The sequence below is a fragment of the Pseudoduganella sp. R-34 genome (genome assembly GCF_049904655.1).
GTDB lineage: Bacteria > Pseudomonadota > Gammaproteobacteria > Burkholderiales > Burkholderiaceae_D > Rugamonas.
In genome coordinates this window covers 6,548,826-6,565,117 of the sequence record NZ_CP184572.1, presented here as the reverse complement: position 1 = coordinate 6,565,117, position 16,292 = coordinate 6,548,826, and the positions used below count along the sequence as shown (strand labels likewise).

Genomic DNA, 16,292 nt, shown 5'->3' with positions numbered 1-16,292 from the left:
CCGTCTTACACAATCGACAGGACAGGGTAGCGGCGCCATTCCGGCTCGCGCTGTCGCTGGCAGTTGTGGAAGATGAAGTGCAGCACTGCGTCCTTGTCCTTCACCAGCGCCGGGTTGGCGGCTTTCCAGTTCTCGAACTTGGCTTTGGTTTCCGGTTCGGCAGCCAGGATGTCGGCGGCCAGGTCTTCAAACACGTAGTCGGAGATGTTCTCCTTGCGCTCCAGGACGGAGTTGAATAAGCCCCAGCGGAAGAAGGAATCGTGGCCTTGCGGTTCCAGGGTCTCGACGGCGTAGCGCGCGTTGTCCTGGTCCAGCGAGATGTACCAGTCGCCGGCCCTCAGCTCGAACGTGCCCTCGCGCTTTTCGACTTCCACTTCGTCGTGGAACATGTGGCCTTCGTAGGCGGTCGGGCGCGATGTCACGCTGTTGATGTGGTAGTACTGGGCCTGCACCGTGGTCGGCGCTTCGATGCGTGTCATCTGCACGCCGTTCCACTGCAGGCGCTCGACCGCTTCGCGCCATTGCTGCGGCACGACGTAGGCCTTCGGCGCCCTGATCACTGCATCGGCGGGGAAGCGGTTGAACCACTTGATGTCGCGCGCCCATGGCCTGCTGCGGTCGTAGGACAGGCGGATGTAGTCGCCCAGCCTGGACGGGCTGCGCTGCGCCTCGTAGCCCTTGAAGTGGAAGGTGCCTGGATTCTCTTCGTCCATGCGCCAGGTGACGGCCCATTCCTTTTGCTTGCGCTGCGCGGCCTTGGTGGCCGCGCGCAAGGCCTTGATCTGTTCGCCGTGCTTGACGGTGAAGTTGCGCACGGTGTCGACCAGGGCGCGCATCGACTCGTAGCGGTCGGCGTAAGGCTTCAGCATATGCGTCTCCGGCATGAAGCCGATGATGTTATGCAGGGCGGTGAAGCCGGTCGAGAAGCGTGCGGTTTCCAGGAAGTCGGCGATGCCGTCATCCGGGGTTTCCACCACAGGGTTCACGTAAGGGCAGGTCGGCCAGCCGGCGGCGGCCATGTCCTCATAGATCTGCGGCAGCATGGTGTCGCGCAGGAAGGCACCCAGTTCACCACCCAGCTTGTCGCACTGGGTGTGGATCAGGGTCATGGTGTAGCTGTAGTCGGCGCCGTTGGAAGTGTGGGTGTCGACCATCACGTCCGGATCCCAGGCGGTGATCAGCTGGTTGAAGAACTTCGCGTTCAGCGTGTCGCATTTGACGAAGTCGCGGTTCAGGTCCAGGTGGCGGCTGTTGCCGCGGAAGCCGAACATCTCCGGGCCGTCCTGGTTGGCGCGCGAGGTGTTCTGGCGATTCAGGCAGCCGTCCACGTTATAGACCGGGACGAACAGCAGCACGGTCTTGCCCAGGCTTGCCAGCAGCTCCGGCTTGAAGCACAGGTCGCGCACGGTCGCCATGCAGGAGTCGATGCCTTCCGGCTCGCCAGGATGGATGCCGTTGTTGTTGAAGAAGACCGTACGGCCTTCACGCTTGATCGTTTCGCGGTCGAAAACGCCGTCGGCGCTGACCACGCCCACATGCAGGGGGATGCCGCCGTCCGACACGGCTGCCTGTTCAAATTTCAGGATATTCGGGAAGCGGCGTGCCAGTTCTTCGTAGAAGGCGATGCACTCGGTCCAGAGGGTAGTCTGGTTCTTATTGCCTTTTTCGTAAGGCGTGAGCATTTCTTGCATGGTCTGGATCTCAGGTTTCTGCATGTGGGGGGATCAGCGATTTTACCATTTGGCCCCAGGTTCAGCCCTTGCGGCCATTAGCCTCCACCCATTTCGCGAAAGCGGCGGCCCAGCCGGCCAGCACTTCCCTGGTCTTGTCGTTATTGACCTTGCCGTCTTCGCCGAGCAGGTTCTGGCCGGTGCCAATGTAGACCTCCGGGCCGGCCATGACGGGCGCGTTCAGCGTCACCATGGACTGGCGCACCTGCATATTGGCCGCAAAACCACCCACCGCTCCGATGGAGGCGGAAATCACGCCTACCGGCTTGGCAGCCCAGATGCTCTTGCCCCATGGACGCGAGCCGACGTCGATGGCGTTCTTCAGGGCGCCGGGCGTGCCGCGGTTGTATTCCGGCGTAGCGAAGACCACGCCGTCCACATTGCGCAGTTTGTCGCGGAAGGCAGTCCAGGCGGCAGGCGGAGTGTTGGCGTCGTCCAGGTCCTGGTTGTACAGCGGCAGGTCGCCGATGTCGACGAACTCGAATTGCAGCTCGGCTGGCGCCACTTCCACCAGCGCGTTGGCGAATTTGCGGTTCAGCGAATCCTTGCGCAGGCTGCCGACGATGAGGGCGATTTTCTTGGTCATGGTGTAGCTCCTTGTAAAACAGACAATGTACATCAAGCGGGGAAAACATGCGCGTCCTGTCGCAGGGTGTCGTACAGGAACTGGCTGAGGGCCTTGATCCGTGCCACGTTGCGCAAGTCGCGGTGGCTCAGGACCCAGAGCTGGGTGTGGAAGCGCGGGTCCGGCGGCGCCAACTGCTCCAGCGCGCGCTCGCGGTCGGCCAGCATGCACAGCAGGGGCGCCACGCCCATGCCGTTGCGCGCGGCGTCGACCATGGTCACCAGGCTGTCGGTGCGCACCGCCACTTGCGACGGCGGCACGCGCTCGGCCAGCCATTGGGCAGCCGCCAGGTGGGACAGGCTGTCGTCCGGCGCCACCCAACGGTGCGCCGCCCAGTCATCGCGTGCGATGCCCTCGCGATCGGCGCGGCGCAGGTAGGCGTGGGAGGCATACAGCGCCGTCGCCAGGGCACCCACCTTGCGTCCGACCAGGTTGGCCGGCGGCGTGTTCGACGGACGCAGCGCCATGTCGGCTTCGCGCTGGGTGAGGTTAAGGAAGCTGTTGTTGACAACCAGTTGCAGCTGCACCGCAGGGTGGGCTTCCTGGAAGCGGTGCAGGTAAGGCATCAGCAGGCCATGCGCCAGCGTGTCGGTGGTGGTCAGGCGGATGGCGCCGCGCAGTTCTTCATCCAGGCCGCCCACTTCGCGCTGGGCGCTGCCGATTTCCTCCTCGATGGGGCCAAGGCGGCCGCGCAGGGTCTCGCCAGCGCCGGTCATCACATAGCCGGACTGCAGGCGTTCGAACAGACGCACGCCGAGCGACTGCTCCAGGCTATCGATCCGGCGCAGCACGGTGGAATGGTTGACGCCCAGCTCACGGGCTGCGGCCGAGATGGAACCGCCGCGCGCGACGGCAGCGAAGTAGCGCAAGTCCTCCCAGTCAAGTTTCTGCATATTTGCTTAACCGTTCTGCTGTTTTAGGGAATTTTAATGCGTTTTTGCGGGGCATACACTGGGCTCCATCAAAACACGAAAGGAGCCGACCATGCTAACCCTGTACACCGCCGACACGCCCAACGGGCAAAAGATCACCATCGCGCTGGAAGAACTGGGCCTGCCGCACAAGGTACACCATGTGAACCTGTCCGCGGGCGAGCAACACCAGCCGCCGTTCAGTGCCATGAGCCCGAACCACAAGATTCCGCTGCTGGTGGACGACACCACGCCGGTCTTCGAATCGGGCGCGATCCTGATCCACCTGGCCGACAAGGCCGGCAAGCTGCTGCCGGCCTCCGGCGTGGAGCGCAGCGTGGCGCTGCAATGGCTGTTCCTGCAGGTGGGACATATCGGGCCGATGCTAGGGCAGTTGTGGTTCTTCCGCCATGGCGTTGCCAAGGGAAGTCCGCGCAACGAGCAGGCGCTGGAACGCTACGGCCGCGAGACCTTGCGCTTGCTGGGTGTGTTCGAAGAACGCCTGCACGACAAGGCCTTCCTGGCGGGCGACGAATACACGATTGCCGATATTGCCAGCTTCCCGTGGATACGCTCGCACCACGAGCTGGGCGTCACGCTGGCTGATTTCCCGGCGGTGGCGGATTGGGTCGAGCGCATAGGCGCGCGTCCGGCCGTGCAGCGCGGCCTGGCCGCAGCAAAGCCATGATTGCCGCGTGGGGCCTGTTGCTGGCAGCGGCGCTAGTGGACATCGCCATGGCCGTAGCGCTCAAGCACGCCGAAGGCTGGACCCGGCTCTGGCCCAGCCTCTTCGGCCTGGCGTTCGCCAACGGCGCGATCGTGCTGCTGGCGATGGCCCTGCGCCAACTGCCGGTCGGCACAGCGTTTGCGGTCTTTACGGGAATTGGAGCGGCAGGCGCCGCCCTGGTAGGAATCGTCGCATACGGCGAAAGTGCCACACCGTTGCGGCTGTTGCTAATCGCCGCCATCATCGCCAGCATCGCCGGCCTCAAGCTCACAAACGGCTGAGCCCGTGTCACACCATGGGGTCACACCCCGAGAGTGACACGGGCTCAGCCGTGTAATGCTTGTGTTCGTGTCACACTTGGGGTGTGACCCCAAGGTGTGACACGAGCTGGGCCGTGGATTACTCGGCGTTCATTTCCTTGAGCAGGTTGTCGGCCTTGTCGATGTACTTCATGTTCCACAGCATGTAGCGCAGGTCGACCTGGATGTCGCGGGTCTTGGCTTTGTTGAAGTCCCAGTCCGAGATGATCGAGTCGAGCGTGCCGTCGAACGCCAGGCCTACCAGCTCGGCTTTCGAGTTCAGCGCGGCGGAACCGGAGTTGCCGCCGGTGATGTCCAGCGTGGCCAGGAAGTTCACCGGCACCGACTTCAGCTTGGGATCGACGTATTTGCCGAACTGCTTCTTGTTGATCGCGTCGAGCTGCGCTTGCGGGGCGTTGAACTCGCCTTCGCCGGTGGCCTTGGCTTTCACGCCTGCCACGGTGGTGAAGGCGGACCAGCCGGTGGTGCCGTCAGCGCCTTCCGCGCGGCTGGCGATCTTGCCGAACGTCACCCGCAGGGTGCTGTTCGCGTCAGGATATACCGCCTGGCCTTTCGAATTCATGAAGGCGATCTTGGCCTTCATGTAGTTCGCGTAGGACTGCTGGATCTTGCCGGCCAGTTCTTCGCTGGCGGCTTCCTGCTTCATGCCTTCGTCGTACAGTGCCACGGCTGCCTTGATGAAGGCATCGTCGCTGGCCTTGAAGTCTTCCGGCTTCTTGCCCAGCCAGGAGGCGCGGAACTCGCCGTCTTCCAGCTTGGAGCCGGCGTACAGCTTGTCCAGCGCCGCCGACAGTTCGGCTTCGCTCATGCCGGCCTTGATGCCCAGCACGGAGTCGAATACAGCGTTGTGCTCCGCCGCCGGCTGTGCGTTGTATTGCTTCAGGTTGTTCAGCACGATCGCCTTGTCGACCTTGGCCACATACGTCTTGTTGACGCCTTTGACGGATTGCTCGATGCGCTTGACGTCGCGTTCCTGGTAGCCGGCTTTGCGGTCGGCGTTAGGCTTGGTGCTTTCGTTGGCCAGGCGGTACATCGCACGCGCCACGGTCAGCATGGCTGGCGAGGAGCGGTCGTAGAAGAAGTCGCGCTTGTTCTCGGCGTCGCGCTGGGCGATCAGCTTTTCCACGGCTTCCAGGTCGGCGCCGAAGCTTGCCTTGCGCTTGGCGTCGGCGTTTACCCATGCCTTCAGTGCTGCGTGTTCGGCGGTCTTGCGCTCGAGGACATCGCTGCCTTCGTAGCTGTTCAACATGCCCTTGCGGTTCTTGTAGTAGTTGTTGATGTTGGCGACGCGGCCGGCTACCTTCAGGGCCGCATCGCGGTCGCCCTTGGTTTCGCGGTCGATGATGGCCAGGGTCTCGTTCGAGTTCTGGATGAAGGCCGGGTATTCGAAGCCGAAGGTGTTCGACACTTCGGACGGCAGGCGGTGGCGGTTGGTGCGGCCAGGGTAGCCCAGCACCATCACGAAGTCGCCTTCCTTCACGCCTTCCTTCGCCAGCTTCAGGAACGACTTGGGCTGGTAAGGCACGTTGTCCTTGGAGTAGTCGGCGGCCTTGCCGTCCTTGCTCACGTAGGCGCGGTAGAAGCCGTAGTCGCCGGTGTGGCGCGGCCACATCCAGTTGTCGGTGTCGCCGCCGAATTTGCCGACGCCGGCTGCCGGCGCGTGCACCAGGCGCACGTCGCGGATTTCCAACTGCTTGATCTGGTAGAACTCCAGGCCGCCGTAGAAGGACGACACTGTGCAGCGGTGGCCTTCATCCTTTTCGCATTCCGCTACCAGGGCCTTCTGGTTCTTCTCGATCGCGTCCACGCGCGCCTTGCCCTGCAGCTTGGCCACTTCCGGGGTGATGATCTTGTCGGTGACGTTCAGCACTTCCTTGGTCACGAACACGCGGCTGCCCGGCGCGGCCGGCAGTTCCTGGTCGAGGCTGTGCGCCACGAAGCCGTTGGCCAGCAGGTCGCGTTCCTTGGTCGAGTTGACCGCCACGCTGTTGTACACGCAGTGGTGGTTGGTCACGACCAGGCCCTGCGGCGACACGAAGGACGCGGAGCAGCCGCCCAGGCTGACAATGGCGTTCATCGGGAACTCGGTCAGCTTGGTCAGCGAGGCTGGGTCCAGCTTCAGGCCGGCGGCTTTCAGTTGCTTGGCTACTTGTGGTAGTTGCTGCGGCATCCACATGCCTTCGTCTGCGAAAGCTGCGGAGGTGGTGCTCAGGACGGCGAGCGCGAGGAGTGATTTTTTCATGGATCTTGAATTGGTTGTTGTAGCGGCCTTTGTTGCAGGCGCCCTAGAGTATCGGCACGGCAGCGCCTGGCGTCAACACCAAAAAAGCGGCCCAAAACTGAAGAAAATTTGCCGGGATGTTGAATTGTTGCGCTGCGGCATTGGTTGTATCAGCGCAAGTGGAGGTAGAGTTCGGTGGCTAGCGTCGAGAGCCAGGAGGTAAGGATCAGGATCGTCAGGCGGTCGAATTTGCGATCCATTCGCGCAATCAGCTCATCGTGGCGCCGCCGCCCTTCCGCATTCAGGGCATCGCTGCGTGCTAGCTGATGTTCAAATTTCGCTTCGCCCTGCGCGTGCTCGGCATCCATCCGGGCTAACTGGCGCTCGTATTTCGCGTCGGCCTGCACTTGCGCAGCATCCATCCGCTTCAGGATGTCTCGAAATTGCTCCCGAGTAAGTTCTGTCCATCAAGCGCTTTTTCGACATTGCTGATACGGTCATGCTCCGTCGGTCCCTGTGCCATCGCAGCCTCCCTTGCTATTGGTGCTGCGTGGGACGCCAGATACCACGGGAAGTTCCGCAAAGGCGAAAAAAAAGCCAGCGCCGCAGCGCTGGCCTGTGAGGAATCTTTACGCCCTATCTGACCCGTCCGCGGAAGACCAGGTTCACGATCGCCAGCAGGATCACCGCCCCGAGGAACGAGACCGCCAGCGACAGTACGCTGAAATCGTCCGTATTGATGGTGCCTGTTCCGAATAGCGGCGACAACAGCCAGCCGCCCAGGAGAGCGCCGACGATACCGACCACCACGTTGAGGAACATGCCCTGTTGCGCGTCCGTTTTCATGACCAGGCTGGCCAGCCAGCCCAGGATGCCGCCAATCACAATCCAGATAATGAAGTTCATATCCGCCCCCCTTATTGTTGATGATTCCAGTGTAGGACATGCGCGGACGGATATTCCGTGCGCGAACGTACAGATATGCAGGGCGCCGCGGCCTATCGTGTCCGGGACTCATGCAAAAAGGGGGAATTCCCATGAACACTGCAGACAAGCAATCCCGCATGGTGACCGGCCTGTTTCGTGACCGCAACAGCGCCGAGCGTGCCTGGCAGCACGCCACCTCCCGCGGTTACGGCAAGGACGACATCAACGTCGTCATGAGCGACGATACTCGCCAGCGCTATTTCAGCGGCGAGCCGGGTACGGAGCTGGGTTCGAAAGCAGGGGAAGGCGCCGGCATTGGCGCCAGCGTTGGCGGTGCGATCGGCGCCGCCCTCGCTGCCGTGGCGGCCATGGGCACCACTCTGGTGCTGCCCGGCCTTGGCGTCGTGGTGGCTGGTCCGCTGGCAGCCGCGCTGGCAGGCGCCGGCGCTGGCGGCGTGGCCGGCGGCCTGGTGGGCGCCCTGATCGGCGCCGGCATCCCTGAAGAACGCATCAAGCACTATGAAGAAGGCATCCGCTCCGGCGGCATCCTGATGGGCGTGCATACGCGCGATTCGGTCGACGCGGCCGATATTGAAAGCGCGTGGAAAGAGAGTGAAGGCGAGCACGTGGTGGGCGTCGGCGTCGGCACCACCGGCGGCGCGCTGGCTGGCGCTGCTGCCGGCTCACCTGCGGGCCTGCCGGGCATGGTGGCCGGCGCCGTGATCGGCGGCGTAGCGGGCGCCTTTGTCGGCAAGGGGACGGCGGAAATCGTCAACCCGAAAGCGGAGGACGATGAGGATGACCACAACCTCGCCACCGGCGTCGGTGCGGGCGGCGGAGCGGCAGCCGGCATTGCAGCCGGTGCGGCGGCCGGGCCGGTCGGCATGGCTGCGGGCGGCGCCATCGGCGCGCTGGCAGGCGGCATGGCAGGCCAGGGCATCGGCACCCTGCTCAACCCGAGCGAAGAACGGGTCTACTGGCAGGACCACTACCGCAACGAAGCCTACTTCAACCCGACCTTCGACTACGACGATTACGAGCCAGCCTACATGCTCGGCTACACCGCACGCCAACGCTATCGCGGCACGTGGGAGGAGCTGAAAGACCAGCTGGAACGTGACTGGGAAACGGTGAAGGGCAAATCGCGCATGGCATGGGAACACGCCAGGGATGCGGTGCGCGCGGCCTACGAGCGGGAACTCCCGTAACGGCCGCGTTCGTGTCACACCATGGGGTCAGGCTCTCGGGTGTGACACGGGCTGGAGTATTAGTCGGCCTTGATGGCTTCGACCTGGATTGCCAGCTTCACTTCGGGAGCGAAGGCTGGGGTGGCGTAGTTCAGGCCGAAGTCGGTGCGCTTGAATTCAGCCGAGGCGTCGGCGCCGCAGACTTCGCGCTTGTAGCGCGGGTGCATGATGCACTTGAACTTGTTGACCTTCAGGGTCACCGGCTTGGTCACGCCCAGCATGGTCAGTTCGCCTTCCACGGCTACCAGCTGGTCGCCTTCGAATTTGAAGTTCTTGCCCTTGTAGGTCACGGTCGGGAATTTCTCGACGTTGAACATGTCAGGCGACTTGGCGTGGGTGTTCATCTTGTCCATGCCGAAATCGATCGAGGCCGCGTCAATGGTGATGTCCATGCTGCCGGTCTTGGCGGCGAGGTCCATCTGGATGGTGCCGCTGGTCTTGTCGAACTTGCCGCGCCATACCGACAGGCCCATGTGGTCGGCTTCAAAGCTTGGGAAGGTATGGGTCGGGTCGATGTTGTAGGTCGCGGCGTTGGCGGCAACAGCGGATACGGCCAGCAGGGCGGCGGTCAGGAACTTCAGTTTCATGGTGTCTCCAGGGGGTTATTGAGCAACTACGTGGAACTTGATGGTCACTTCGTCAGCAACCATGCCGGTGTCTTTCCATTCGCCTTCACCAACGTTGAAGGCCAGGCGCTTGATCGGCAGCGCGCCGTCGAACACTTGCTTGCCGCCGTCGGCTTTGACAGTGATCGGGAAGGTGACGTCGGCGGCCTTGCCCTTGATGGTCAGCTTGCCGCTGACATTCAGCTTGCCCGGGCCGGCGCTTTTGATTGCGGTCGAGACAAAGGTGGCTTTAGGGAACTGGGCCGAGTTGAACCAGTCTTTCTTGGCCACTTCGGCGTTCATCTCGGCTTCGCCCAGGTCCAGGCTGGCGGTTTCGATTTCGACCGTGGCCTTGGAAGTGTCCGGCGCGGCAGCGTTGTAGTCGATGACAATATTGTGCTTCTTGAACTTCGATTCGATCGGCACGTTCATTTGCTTGAACACGGCCGATACGCTGCTCTTGGCAGGATCGGCTTTCAGGACTGCGGCGCTGGCTGCAGCCGCCACGGCCAGCAGGGCGGCCAGTAATACGCTTTTCTTCATGGGTGTGGCTCCAGGTTATGGCAGCATGCGCTTGAGCAGGCCGTCCTTGTCGATGAATTGGTGTTTCAGCGCTGCGCCGACATGGCCGATGACGACGGCGGCAAGCAGCATGTTCAGCCAGTAATGTACCGGTTTCAGGATTGCCTTGAGGGCCGGGCTGGCTTCAAACAGCGATGGGATCTTGAACAGGCCGAGGTAGACCACCGGCACACCGGCGGCCGTGGTGTACAGGTAGCCGGAAATCGGCACGGCGAACATCAGGAAGTAGAGGAACCAGTGGCCGGCTTCGGCGGCCTTCACCTGGCTCTGGCTCATGGAGCGGGGGAAGGCGGGTGGTTGCTGCTTCAGGCGCCACAGCAGGCGGCCGGCAGCCAGGGCGAGCACGGTAATGCCCATCCATTTGTGCCAGGAATAGTATTTGAGCTTGGTCGGGGTCAGGCCGGGGATGTCGGTCATCACCAGGCCGAGAATGAACGCGGCTACGATCAGCAGGGCGATCAGCCAGTGCAGCGCGATAGCAGTTCGTGTGTAGCGTTCCATTGTGACCCTTGGTAGATAGTACGTGTTAGGACTAATATACCAGAGGGTAACTTAACTTGCTTACAGCTTCCTTAAAACCGGAAAGTCTGGGTCTGACCCGCAGGGTCAGACCCTGTCTGCGCAACGGCCGCGGGATTGGTTCTGGGCCTTTGACTTTTTGAGAAGGTCAGAAGCCTGGAACCAACCCCGTTGGCCGTGAGGTCATTCTGGGTCTGACCCTGTGGGTCAGACCCGGGTTTACCGGTTTCAGATGGCCTTAGCCAAGGAAGCAGCAATACCGGTGTAATTCGCCGGCGTCATCGCCAGCAGATGATCCTTGGCATCCTGCGGAATCGCCAGGCCGCCAATGAACTCACGCAGCGCTTCCCTGGTAATGCCCTTGCCGCGAGTCAGTTCCTTCAGCTGCTCATACGGATTCTCGATGCCATAACGGCGCATCACAGTCTGCACCGGCTCCGCCAGCACTTCCCACGACGCATCCAGGTCGGCTTCCAGGCGGGCAGGATTCACTTCCAGCTTGTTCAGGCCGCGCAGGCACGAGTCATAAGCCAGCAGGGTGTAGCCGAAACCGACACCGATATTACGCAGCACGGTCGAATCGGTCAGGTCACGCTGCATGCGCGACACCGGCAGCTTCTCAGACAGGTGCTTCAGAACAGCGTTAGCCAGGCCCAGGTTGCCTTCCGAGTTTTCGAAGTCGATCGGGTTGACCTTGTGCGGCATGGTGGAGGAACCGATTTCACCGGCCTTCAGCTTCTGCTTGAAGTAGCCCAGCGACACATACGTCCAGATATCACGGTTCAGGTCCAGCAGGATGGTGTTGGCGCGGGCGAAGGCGTCGAACAGCTCGGCCATGTAGTCGTGCGGCTCGATCTGGATGGTGTACGGGTTGAACACCAGGCCCAGGCGCTGCTCGATCACGTTCCTGGAGAACGCCGGCCAGTCGAACGATGGGTAGGCAGACAGGTGGGCGTTGTAGTTGCCGACGGCGCCGTTCATCTTGCCCAGGATTTCCACCTTGGCGATGCGCTCGATGGCGCGCTGCAGGCGGGCGATCACGTTGGCGAATTCCTTGCCCAGGGTGGTCGGGCTGGCGGTCTGGCCGTGGGTGCGGCTCAGCATCGGCAGCTCGGCGTTGGCGTGGGCGATTTCCTTCAGGCGGGCCACCAGGCCGTTCAGGGCCGGCACCATCACGCCGTCGCGGGCGGCTTTCAGCATCATGCCGTGCGAGGTGTTGTTGATGTCTTCCGAGGTGCAGGCAAAGTGAATGAACTCGGAGGCGGCCACCAGCTCAGGCACGTCCTTTACTTTTTCCTTCAGCCAGTACTCCACCGCCTTCACGTCATGGTTGGTGACGGCTTCGATTTCCTTGATGCGGGCGGCATCGGCTTCGGTGAACTCGGCAGCCAGCTTGTCCAGCAGGGCGGTGCCGGCCGCGGAAAACGGCTTGATTTCGGCGAAACCGGCCAGCGACAGCGCTTGCAGCCACGCGATTTCGACCTTCACACGGTGGTGCATGAAGCCGGATTCGGACAGGATCGGGCGCAGCTTGTCGGTTTTCGAAGCATAACGGCCGTCCAGCGGGGACAGGGCCGACAGGGTGGAGTAAGGAGTTGTCATGATAATGCAGGGAAGGGAGGCGGGAAAAAACAGGATTTTACCATTGGCCGGTCGTCGTCCTCCCGCCACTACGCTGCGCCTGCTATCGGGGCGCGATGCTATACTGTTGTCTAATTCTCCACTTTCAGCACCTATGAAACTAATCGGTTCTCTCGCCAGCCCTTATGTACGCAAGGTTCGTGTCGTCCTGGCGGAAAAAAAACTCGACTATCAACTGGAACTGGAAAACGTCTGGGCGCCCGACACCACCATCCAGAAACTGAATCCTCTCGGCAAAGTGCCTTGCCTGATCATGGAAGACGGCTACGCGATGCAGGATTCGCGCGTGATCGTCGAGTACCTGGATTCCGTGTCGCCGGTGTCGAAGCTGCTGCCACCGAATGGCCGCGAGCGCGCCAACATCAAGTGCTGGGAAGCGCTGGCAGACGGGGTGCTGGATGCCGCGGTGCTGATGCGCCTCGAGCGCAACCAGCGCCCGCCCGAACAGCAGAGCGAAACCTGGATTGCGCGCCAGATGCAAAAGGTGGAACTGGGCCTGGCGTCGATGTCCGAGCGCCTGGATGACGATCCTTGGTGTGCCGGCAACCATTATTCGCTGGCCGACGTTGCCGTGGGCTGCTGCCTGGGCTGGCTGAGCTTCCGTTTCCCGGATATCGACTGGCGCGGCAAGCATCCTAACCTGGGCCGCCTGTACGACAAGCTGTCCGAGCGCCAATCCTTCAAAGACACCGTCCCGCAGGCGTAAGCGCCGCCCCGCATGGCAGCCAAGCCACCGTCCCAGGAACGCCTGCAGATGGCGGACATCGCCCGCCTGGCGGGGGTGTCCACCTCCACCGTGTCGCGTGCTCTGGCCGGCAGCAAGCTGGTTAACGAGGAGACGCGCACCCGCATCATGGAGCTGGCGCGTTCGCTCAAGTACACCATCAACGTCGGCGCACAGAACCTGCGCCTGAAACAGAACCGCTCGGTGGCCGTGGTGGTGCCATCCGATGCCAAGGTGCACCAGAGCCTTTCCGATCCCTTCTTCCTGTCGATGATCGGCTCCCTGGCCGATGCGCTGACGGAGCAGGGTTTCGACATGCTGCTGTCGCGCGTGGATGCGGAGCAGCTCGACTCCGCCGCCACGCCGTTCGATACGGGCCGCGTGATCGGCATCATCCTGATCGGCCAGTGGGGCCACCACGACCAGTTGAACGAAATGGCGGCGCGCCATGTGCCGCTGGTGGTGTGGGGGGCGCAGATGCCGCAGCAGCTGTATTGCACCGTCGGCGGCGATAACCTGAGCGGCGGCCGCCTGGCTGCCGAGCATTTGCTGGCCGAGGGCCGGCGCCGCATTGCCTTCTTCGGCGATACGCGCCTGCCGGAAGTCGAGCAGCGCTACCGCGGCTATTGCGCGGCCTTGCAGGCGGCCGGCATCGCGCTCGATCCCGAATTGTGCGTGGCGGCTTCCTTCCTGCCGGAAGGCGGGCGCGAGGCGGTGGCGGAACTGGCGCGGCGCGGCGTGCAGTACGACGCGGTGTTTGCCTGTTCCGACTTGCTGGGCATGATGACCATTAACGCCTTGCGCGAGCAGGGCCGCTCGGTGCCGGGCGATGTGGCTGTCGTCGGCTATGACGATATCGAGCTCTCTTCCTACTTCCATCCTCCCCTGACCACGGTGCGCCAGCCCGTGCGCGACGCGGGGCGCGCCATGGTGGCAGCCCTGCTGGCACAGACCGAGGGCCAGGCGGCCCGCTCGATTGAACTTCCCACTTCCTTGATCCAGCGCGCCAGCTCGCGCTGATTGCAACCGTTTGCATTGCGCGCAGCACTAGCGCACGAGCGTTCTGCAAATAATCTTTGCAATCGATTGCAATTTGCAAAAAGCTGATGAATAATGAGGCATCTGCAGATAAACAGACGCGGCCAGATGGCCGATGAATAAGCCCGATCAACGGAGGAGACAATGGTTTTACGTACAGCCCAGCGTGGCTGCATGGCTGCTGCCATCGCTGCTGCATTCGCCCACCCCGCCTATTCCCAGGAAGCTGCGCCGCAGCCAGCCCACGCCGACGACCAGGCGCCAGCGCCAGTGTCTGCTGCCGCGGCGCCAGCCGATGGCTTGAAGCTGGAGCGCGTGGTGGTCACCGGCACCGCCAGCCGCAGTTCCAAGATGCGCTCCAGTATCTCGGTCAGTACCATGGAGTCGGAAGCGATTTCCCTGTCCGCCCCGACCAGCGCCGCTGAAGTGCTGCGCTCCGTGCCCGGCGTACGCGCCGAGTCCTCAGGCGGCGAGGGCAATGCCAACATCACCGTGCGCGGCGTGCCGATTTCCGCCGGCGGTGCGCGCTATGTGCAGATGCAGGAAGACGGCCTGCCCGTGCTGCAGTCGGGCGACTTCAACTTCATCACGCCGGACAGCTTTGTGAAGATCGACGGTTCGCTGGACCACCTGGAAGTGGTGCGCGGCGGCTCGGCCTCGACCCTGGCCACCAACTCGCCGGGCGGCATCATCAACTTCATCAGCAAGACCGGCGAACAGCAGGGCGGCAATATCGGCATCCAGCGCGGCCTGGGCTACGACGAAACTCGCTACGACTTCGACTACGGCGGCCGCCTGGCGGAAAAGACCCGCTTCTTCATCGGCGGCCATTACCGCACCGGCGAAGGCCAGCGCAATACCGGCATGAACACGGAAGAGGGTGGGCAGATCCGCGGCAACATCACGCAGGAACTGTCGAACGGCTGGATCAGGCTGTCGTTCAAGCACCTGGACGACAAGGCCCCGACCGCGCTGCCGGTGCCGGTGCGCGTCACCAATGGCCGCATCAGCGAAATCCCCGGCATCGATCCGCGCGACACCACGTTCTATTCGCCTTACTGGACGCGCGATATCTCGCTGACCAAGGAAAACGGCAAGGCATCGAGCAATGTCAACGACGGCCTGCGCGTCAAGAGCGACAGCTTCGGCATTGCCGCTTCCTTCGACCTTGGCAACGGCATTACCTTGAGCGACAGCTTCCGCAAGTCGAACAACAGCGGCCGCTTCCTCGGCGTATTCCCGGCAAATAACGGCGTGGCCGGCAATTACGTGATCGCCACCGGCCCGGACAAGGGAAAGGCCTATAACGGCATGGCCTTCTCCGCCGTGGTATTCAACACCTCGATCGACAACGCCGACAATACCCTGAACGACCTGAAACTGGCCAAGACCTTTACCATCAACGGCGGCAAGCTGACCACCACGGGCGGCCTGTACACCTCGCTGCAGAAACTGGGCCTGACCTGGAACTTCAACGAATACCTGATGCAGCTTACCGGCGACAAGCCCGCGCTGCTGCAGACCGCATCGGCCACGCCCGGCTATGTCGGACCGGCCTTTGGCGGCTGCTGCATGCGCGCGGTAGACATGGAATACAAGCTGCTCTCGCCCTACTTGAACGTGGGATGGGAAAAGGGCCCGCTGAACTTTGACGCCAGCGTGCGCCAGGATCGCCAGCGCGCCAACGGCACGGCCAATATCGCCACCAATGGCCTGGTCTACGAACCGGCCAACGAACAACTGGTCGACTACAAGATTCATCACACCTCGTATTCGGTGGGCGGCAACTACCAGCTCAATCGCGACCTGGCGCTGTTTGCCCGTGTCAGCGACGGCGTAGCCTTCAATGCGGACCGCATCTTGTTCGGCACGCCGCTCGATGGCAGTGCGCCGATCAGCATCAACACTGTGCGCCAGGTGGAGGGCGGGGTGAAATGGCGTTCCGGCAGCACCAGTGCGTTCCTGACGCTGTTCCGGGCCAAGACCGACGAATCGAACTTCGAAGCGACGACGCAGATCAGCACCGCCAACCGCTACGACGCCAAGGGCGCCGAGCTGGAAGCGGCATGGAGCTTGGGCGACTTCCGCATCAACGGCGGCTTGACCTGGACCGATGCCGAGATCGTCGGCGCTGCGGCTGGCCAGGAATCCACCATTGGACATACGCCGCGCCGCCAGGCGCGCATCACCTACCAGATTGCGCCTAGCTACAACGCCGGCCCGCTGACCGTGGGCGGCAGCCTGGTGGGCACCGGCCGCTCGTGGGCGGACGATGCCAACACCATCGACATGCCGGCCTTCCGCACCGTGAACCTGTTTGCACGTTACCAGCTCAACTCGCAACTGAGCCTGTCGCTGAGCGTCAACAACCTGTTCAACAAGATCGGCTACACCGAGGTTGAGGGCGATGGCCATGCCGCGCGTTCGATCGGCGGCCGCGCCGTGAAGATGGGCCTGAACTACTCCTTCTGACCT

General features: G+C 62.7%; 16 protein-coding genes. 6 read left to right on the top strand and 10 right to left on the bottom strand.

What is annotated here, in order from left to right; translation table 11 throughout:
* Positions 1-5: 5 nt before the first annotated feature.
* From ACN9MW_RS30155 to ACN9MW_RS30145, 3 genes are read right to left on the bottom strand one after another with little or no spacing between them, the layout of a single operon-like run.
* On the bottom strand, positions 6-1,715 hold the full coding sequence (locus ACN9MW_RS30155) for a M14 family zinc carboxypeptidase (RefSeq protein WP_426165880.1): 1,710 nt from the start codon (positions 1,713-1,715) through the stop codon (positions 6-8).
* A gap of 37 nt (positions 1,716-1,752) precedes the next feature.
* A complete protein-coding gene (locus ACN9MW_RS30150; protein ID WP_426165878.1) occupies positions 1,753-2,316 on the bottom strand; it encodes an NADPH-dependent FMN reductase in 564 nt (187 codons plus the stop codon).
* A 32-nt stretch (positions 2,317-2,348) separates the two neighbouring features.
* Complete coding sequence (locus ACN9MW_RS30145; RefSeq protein ID WP_426165876.1) at positions 2,349-3,248, bottom strand: LysR family transcriptional regulator; 900 nt, start codon at positions 3,246-3,248, stop codon at positions 2,349-2,351.
* 91 nt (positions 3,249-3,339) lie between these two features.
* On the opposite strand from ACN9MW_RS30145, the gene ACN9MW_RS30140 reads away from it, so the two are divergent.
* Positions 3,340-3,954, top strand: a complete 615-nt coding sequence (locus ACN9MW_RS30140; protein ID WP_426165874.1) for a glutathione S-transferase family protein — start codon at positions 3,340-3,342, stop codon at positions 3,952-3,954.
* Entirely contained in the window at positions 3,951-4,274 is a 324-nt protein-coding gene (locus tag ACN9MW_RS30135; protein WP_426165872.1) for a DMT family transporter, read from the top strand. Before ACN9MW_RS30140 ends, ACN9MW_RS30135 begins: the two co-directional genes overlap by 4 nt.
* Before the next feature lie 118 nt (positions 4,275-4,392).
* On the opposite strand, the gene ACN9MW_RS30130 is transcribed toward ACN9MW_RS30135, so the two are convergent.
* The 3 genes from ACN9MW_RS30130 to ACN9MW_RS30120 form a co-directional block, all read right to left on the bottom strand.
* Positions 4,393-6,555, bottom strand: a complete 2,163-nt coding sequence (locus ACN9MW_RS30130) for a S46 family peptidase (protein WP_426165870.1) — start codon at positions 6,553-6,555, stop codon at positions 4,393-4,395.
* A 149-nt stretch (positions 6,556-6,704) separates the two neighbouring features.
* On the bottom strand, positions 6,705-6,956 hold the full coding sequence (locus ACN9MW_RS30125; RefSeq protein WP_426165868.1) for a hypothetical protein: 252 nt from the start codon (positions 6,954-6,956) through the stop codon (positions 6,705-6,707).
* A 214-nt stretch (positions 6,957-7,170) separates the two neighbouring features.
* Positions 7,171-7,440 (bottom strand): GlsB/YeaQ/YmgE family stress response membrane protein, encoded by a 270-nt coding sequence (locus tag ACN9MW_RS30120; protein ID WP_130309989.1) that lies wholly within the window; start codon positions 7,438-7,440, stop codon positions 7,171-7,173.
* A gap of 131 nt (positions 7,441-7,571) precedes the next feature.
* On the opposite strand from ACN9MW_RS30120, the gene ACN9MW_RS30115 reads away from it, so the two are divergent.
* The gene (locus tag ACN9MW_RS30115) at positions 7,572-8,669 is read left to right on the top strand and encodes a hypothetical protein (RefSeq protein WP_426165866.1); all 1,098 of its coding nucleotides are present in this window, start codon (positions 7,572-7,574) and stop codon (positions 8,667-8,669) included.
* Between the two features lie 59 nt (positions 8,670-8,728).
* On the opposite strand, the gene ACN9MW_RS30110 is transcribed toward ACN9MW_RS30115, so the two are convergent.
* The 4 genes from ACN9MW_RS30110 to purB all read right to left on the bottom strand — a co-directional run bounded on the left by ACN9MW_RS30110 (position 8,729) and on the right by purB (position 12,016).
* Positions 8,729-9,295 (bottom strand): YceI family protein, encoded by a 567-nt coding sequence (locus ACN9MW_RS30110; RefSeq protein WP_426165864.1) that lies wholly within the window; start codon positions 9,293-9,295, stop codon positions 8,729-8,731.
* Between the two features lie 15 nt (positions 9,296-9,310).
* Complete coding sequence (locus tag ACN9MW_RS30105; RefSeq protein WP_426165862.1) at positions 9,311-9,856, bottom strand: YceI family protein; 546 nt, start codon at positions 9,854-9,856, stop codon at positions 9,311-9,313.
* Between the two features lie 15 nt (positions 9,857-9,871).
* Positions 9,872-10,396: a cytochrome b gene (locus ACN9MW_RS30100; RefSeq protein ID WP_426165861.1), complete on the bottom strand. Its 525-nt coding sequence runs from the start codon at positions 10,394-10,396 to the stop codon at positions 9,872-9,874.
* A gap of 246 nt (positions 10,397-10,642) precedes the next feature.
* On the bottom strand, positions 10,643-12,016 hold the full coding sequence (gene purB / locus ACN9MW_RS30095) for an adenylosuccinate lyase (protein ID WP_426165860.1): 1,374 nt from the start codon (positions 12,014-12,016) through the stop codon (positions 10,643-10,645).
* A 133-nt stretch (positions 12,017-12,149) separates the two neighbouring features.
* Between purB and ACN9MW_RS30090 the strand changes: the two genes are divergently transcribed.
* From ACN9MW_RS30090 to ACN9MW_RS30080, 3 genes are all read left to right on the top strand, one after another.
* Positions 12,150-12,761: a glutathione S-transferase family protein gene (locus ACN9MW_RS30090; RefSeq protein WP_426165858.1), complete on the top strand. Its 612-nt coding sequence runs from the start codon at positions 12,150-12,152 to the stop codon at positions 12,759-12,761.
* 12 nt (positions 12,762-12,773) lie between these two features.
* Complete coding sequence (locus ACN9MW_RS30085) at positions 12,774-13,799, top strand: LacI family DNA-binding transcriptional regulator (protein WP_426165856.1); 1,026 nt, start codon at positions 12,774-12,776, stop codon at positions 13,797-13,799.
* Positions 13,800-13,961: 162 nt separating this feature from the next.
* Positions 13,962-16,289 carry a TonB-dependent receptor domain-containing protein gene (locus tag ACN9MW_RS30080; protein ID WP_426165854.1) on the top strand — a complete coding sequence of 776 codons (2,328 nt, stop codon included), beginning with the start codon at positions 13,962-13,964 and terminating at the stop codon, positions 16,287-16,289.
* Positions 16,290-16,292: the final 3 nt, after the last annotated feature.